Raw genomic sequence first — 5054 nt, 5'->3', positions numbered from 1 at the left:
AAAACTGCAAAGGCAACATTTACCGACGAAGAAGTGTTCAATCTTACTCCAAGGCCGAAAAATGCACCAAAAACTGTTTTTGAATTTAGAGAAGGAGCAGAAGTTCTTGTAGGAGCCGGCCGTAACAAAGGCACTTTGATTCGTGAAGAAAAAAAGGGTGTATGGCTCGTTCAGTTGGGATCTCTGCGCATGAGCGTAAAGCAAAGAGACATGCAGCTTACAGCCCCTTCAAACCTTAAAACAGCTGATTACACGGTAGAGCTTAATAAAGATGAAGGAAGCTCAGGTCCAGTTTTTGAGCTTCGTCTTTTGGGCATGCGTGAAGAAGAAGCACTCCTTACCCTTCAAAAACAGCTGGATTTATGCGCAATGACAGGCTTTAAGTCTTTCAGCGTAATCCACGGAAAAGGCAACGGCATTTTACAGCAGGCAGTTCAGGATTATCTTTCAAACTACCCTGGCGTAAAAAGCTTTTACTATGCACGTCCTGAAGACGGCGGTTTCGGCAAAACTTACGTTGAGATGAATTAATTTTTCAGGCACATTAAAAATTATTTTTTAACACTTAAATTTTCTCGCTTTATAAAAAATCTGTGTTATAATGAATGATTATGAGCAATATTACATTAACCTTTTCAGACAACAAAAAAATCGAAGTTTCTGCACGCATCCGCGGCAAAGATATTTTAGAACATCTGCCTAAAAAAGAAGGCACTCTTATAGCACTCAAGGTAAACAATAAAGTTGTTTCACTCTGCCGGCCTATCCGTGTTTCAAGCAGAATTGAAGGTGTATACCTTGCATCAAAAGACGGAAGTTATGTTTACCGCCGCTCACTTTCATTCATTTTAGCTGCTGCAGCACACAAACTCTTTCCTAAAGACAGACTTTTAATCGGCCATTCACTTGGATACAGCTATTACTATACTCTTGACCGCGAAAAACCGGTTACAAGTGAAGAAATTACAGCACTCAAAGCAGAAATGCTCAAAATCGTCGAAAAAGACATTCCAATTACAACTCATCACATTTCCTATGAAGAAGCAGTTGAATCTTTTCAAAAGTTAAATATGCCTGAAACAGCAAAACAATTGCAGTACCGCTGCCGTGACTGCGTTCTTGTAAATTCACTTGATGATTCTTCTTCTGAATTTCTTGACATTTATTTTGGCTCTCTAGTTGATTCAACAGGCATCCTTAAAATTTTCGACTTGCAGCAGTATGCTGAAGGCTTTTTACTTCGTTTCCCAACTGCAGAAAAACCTGATGAAGTTGCTCCATTTGAAGACTTGCCGAAAATTTTTGATATTTTCAAACGGTACAAAAAATGGGGAAAACTCGTCAATGTAACATCCGCAGCATCCCTTAACGAAATCGTTTCACGCAAAAAAATCAACGATTTTATCGATATCTGCGAAACATACCAGATGCAGAATTACGCTGCCGTTGCAAAACAGATTCACGAACGCGGAAACGTAAAAGTTGTTTTAATTGCAGGACCTTCTTCTTCAGGAAAAACAACTTCAGCCTTCAAAATGGCACTGCACCTTCGTTCAATCGGCTATAATCCAAAAACAATCAGTCTGGATTCATACTATGTCGGCCGCGATAAAAACCCTAAAGACGAAAACGGCAATTATGACTACGAATGTCTTGAAGCTCTTGACGTTGAACTTTTAAATCAGAATTTAATCGATTTATTTGCCGGTAAAGAAGTTGAAATTCCATGCTACAACTTTGATTTGGGACAGCGCTATTACACAGGCAACAACAAAATGATTTTAGGACCAGGTGATATTCTTATTATTGAAGGTATTCACGGTCTTAACGACAAACTTACTCCGCTTATCAAACCTGAATACAAATTCAAGATTTATCTTTCAGCATTAACTCAGCTGAATTTTGATGACCACAACCGCATTCCAACCAGCGATAACCGCCTTATCCGCCGCATTGTACGCGATGCAAACTTCCGCGGAAAGAGCGCAGCCGGCACAATCGGAATGTGGGACAGTGTTCAGAGAGGCGAACGGCTTCATATTTTCCCGTATCAGAATTCAGCAGATGCAGTTTTGAACACAGCCCTCGATTACGAGATTCCTGTTCTTAAGATTTATGCTGAACCAAAACTTCGTGCCGTCAAGCCGACTGAGCCTGAATACACTGAAGCCTGCCGCCTTTTAAATTTCCTTTCTCACTTCAATGCAATTTCTTCGGATTATGTTCCAAAACAGTCGCTTGTACGTGAGTTTATAGGCGGAAGTTCGTTTAAGTATTAATTTATTCGTCTTCGAGGTCGGGGATGTGCTTTTTGAGAGTTTTCATAAAGTCTTCCCCGCTCACTCCGGATTTTAATGCTGCAAATACACAGCTGTCACCGGCAACAGTGCCTAATATTTCATCTAGATTTAAATAATCCAGTGCACTTGCAACAGCATCGGCATGTCCGCCAAAAGTTTTAATTACAACTGTCGTTGCATTCCAATCAATACTTACATATCCTCGAAGAAAATCCTGAACAAAAATCTGCTCACTTTCACCACGGTCTTCATCACTTTGAAGGGTGTAAACATATCCGGCATGTCCGTCACTCACCTTACCTACTTTTAAAAGCTTTAAATCTCGGGACAAAGTTGCCTGAGTCACATCAAAACCTTCTTTGGTGAGTGCACGTAGAAGTTCATCCTGACTTTCTATCCGGTTGTTTTTTATAAGATTTTTAATTGCTTTTAATCGCTGTGAACGCTCTTTCATTGTACTGCTCCATATTTTGATGTAACAATATCATCAATATCATTTTCTTCTGTTTTAATGTTTTCTTTTTTCCAAGTTTCTTTCCGTTTATCACGAAGATTCTCAAGCACTTTGCAGTTTTTCATAGCTTCACGCATTGCACCGCGCTTTTCTTCAGTAATAATCTGCGCCTGAGCAAGGGCATTAAGTGATTCTTCCTTACGCTGAGACAAAAGCCTGAAATAATTCTGTGCTGCAAAAAGTTCCGAAACATTATGAGTAGAATCCGCCGATTGCACGGTAGAAACATGTGCCCGGGCAATCATTTCAAGTGTATCCTGAATCTTGGCTTCTTCAGCCACAGCTTTTCCAAGTTCGGCTTCAGCCTGTTTTTTTTCAAACTCACGAAAATCAAGAACTTTTTGAAGCGAAAAATTAAACTTCTTCATAGACTAAAGTTTATCTGCAACATCACTGATTGCAGAAATCTGCGGAGCAAGATTTTCATCAAATGCAGCACTCGCACTTTCATTCGCATCGGTAATGCCTTCTTCTTTATGTTCTTTTACAAGCTGTGCAACGGTTTTTCTTGCTGCAGCTGGATTTTCAACATATTCTTCTTCAGGAATTTCTATTTCTGCAAGCTCTGCCATTTTCTGAAGTGTATCATCAATTGTACACGGCTCATCTTCTTCCTGACACAAAAACTCTTCAATAGCTTCATGTTTGTCTATTGCAAGATCTGTTTCTGCATTTGCACCTTTCTGATAAACGCCGGCACTAATCATGTCACGGTTATCTTCGTAAATTGCTACAAGTCGGGCAATTTTTGTTGCTGCTTTTAAGGTTTCTCTTCCACAAACACGGCGGGAAAGACGGCTTATAGACTGCAAAACATCAATTGCAGGATAATGCCTCTGCTGGCTTAAAGCACGGCTTAAAACAATATGACCGTCGAGTGTACCGCGCACTTTATCAGTAATCGGTTCGTCCATGTCATCACCGTCAACAAGAACATTATAAAATGCAGTGATTGAACCTTTTTCACCGGTGCCTGCCCTTTCAAGAAGTTTTGGAATCAAATCAAATACGCTTGGAGGATATCCCCGCTGTGCCGGCGCCTCACCTGTAGAAAGGCCGATTTCACGCTGGGCATGGGCAAATCGGGTCATGTTATCCATCATAAGCATGACATCTTTTCCCTGGTCACGAAAATATTCTGCAATGGCAGTAGTTACATAGGCAGCCCTGAGGCGGCAGATTGAAGTTGTATCACTTGTTGCAACAACAATGACTGAACGTTTCATTCCTTCTTCACCTAAATCACGTTCAATAAAGTCGTTAACCTCGCGGTTTCGTTCACCAATAAGACCGATTACGTTTATATCAGCATTTGTATTTCGGGCAATCATTGAAAGAAGGGTTGACTTTCCGACACCGGAACCGGCAAAGATTCCAAGTCGCTGCCCTTTTCCGCATGTTAAAAGTGAATCAATACAGCGCACACCTGTAACTATACGCCGGTCAATCGGAAGACGCTTCATAGGATCCGCAGGCTGAGCAAGAACCGGATAAAATTCAGAAGTTTCCAAAGGACCTTTTCCGTCAATTGGAGTTCCTGTAGCATCGATTACACGTCCTAAAAGATTTTTTCCGACCGGAACCTGTAAAATATGACCAGATGCAATAACTTCACAGCCAATTTCAATACCAGTTGTATCTCCATAAGGCATGAGCTTGACAGTGGTTCCTTCAAAAGCAGTGACTTCTGCAAGAACTTCCTTCCCGTTTGATTCAATTTTTATTGTACAGATTTCACCGATCACCGAACGGGGACCATTACTTTCGATAACAAGACCTTTTACGGCAGTTACATGACCAGTATAGAGAATAGTTTCGGTATTTTTTACCGTGTTTAAATATTTATTAAAAAAAGACTCCATTTACCCCACCCGCTGAATCTTTTTTAGCCTTCTGTTACAGGAACAGCTTCAGTTTTTGTAATTGTTTTAACCGGAGAGATTTCAAGAATCGCAGTTTCAAGTTCAGAAAGCTGGTTCTGGATTCTTGCATCAATTGCACCAAAGTCTGTTTCAACTACACAGCCGCCCTTATCGACGGTTGAATCTTCAAGAACTGTAATTCCCTGAACATTTTCAACCTGCCTGATAAAATCCTGAATATGTTCAGTTGTGAGCTTGACATCGGCCATATTAACGCGGATTGTAACAACCCCCCGTCCTTTCACTTTTTTGAGAGCCTGAAGAATATTTGCCATAACTACAGATTTTTGATTTTCTGAAATAATTTTTACGACTTTA

The 5054-nt window shown here is 40.5% G+C and carries 6 protein-coding genes; 2 read left to right on the top strand and 4 right to left on the bottom strand.

Translation table 11 applies throughout. From position 1 onward, the window contains the following. Both ACKI5B_RS04635 and ACKI5B_RS04630 read left to right on the top strand, forming a co-directional pair. Nucleotides 1–531: Smr/MutS family protein (locus ACKI5B_RS04635; RefSeq protein WP_407426307.1), on the top strand; the 531-nt coding region annotated here is incomplete at its 5' end. Between the two features lie 80 nt (nt 532–611). After that, nucleotides 612–2279 (top strand): nucleoside kinase, encoded by a 1668-nt coding sequence (locus ACKI5B_RS04630; RefSeq protein WP_407426305.1) that lies wholly within the window; start codon nt 612–614, stop codon nt 2277–2279. Between the two features lies 1 nt (nt 2280). On the opposite strand, the gene ACKI5B_RS04625 is transcribed toward ACKI5B_RS04630, so the two are convergent. The 4 genes from ACKI5B_RS04625 to ACKI5B_RS04610 form a co-directional block, all read right to left on the bottom strand. Beyond that, nucleotides 2281–2754, bottom strand: a complete 474-nt coding sequence (locus tag ACKI5B_RS04625) for an arginine repressor (protein ID WP_407426303.1) — start codon at nt 2752–2754, stop codon at nt 2281–2283. Beyond that, nucleotides 2751–3182, bottom strand: a complete 432-nt coding sequence (fliJ, locus tag ACKI5B_RS04620) for a flagellar export protein FliJ (RefSeq protein ID WP_407426301.1) — start codon at nt 3180–3182, stop codon at nt 2751–2753. The genes ACKI5B_RS04625 and fliJ overlap by 4 nt, the downstream gene beginning before the upstream one ends. Nucleotides 3183–3185: 3 nt before the next feature. After that, nucleotides 3186–4676, bottom strand: coding sequence for a FliI/YscN family ATPase (locus ACKI5B_RS04615; protein ID WP_407426299.1), 1491 nt, complete (start codon nt 4674–4676; stop codon nt 3186–3188). Nucleotides 4677–4699: 23 nt separating this feature from the next. After that, nucleotides 4700–5054: FliH/SctL family protein (locus tag ACKI5B_RS04610; protein WP_407426297.1), on the bottom strand; the 355-nt coding region annotated here is incomplete at its 5' end.

Origin of the sequence: Treponema sp. (assembly GCF_045657965.1) — a bacterium.
Lineage (GTDB): Bacteria > Spirochaetota > Spirochaetia > Treponematales > Treponemataceae > Treponema_D.
The sequence above is the reverse complement of the archived record's forward strand: the minus strand, read 5'-3'. Positions and strand labels throughout refer to the sequence as shown.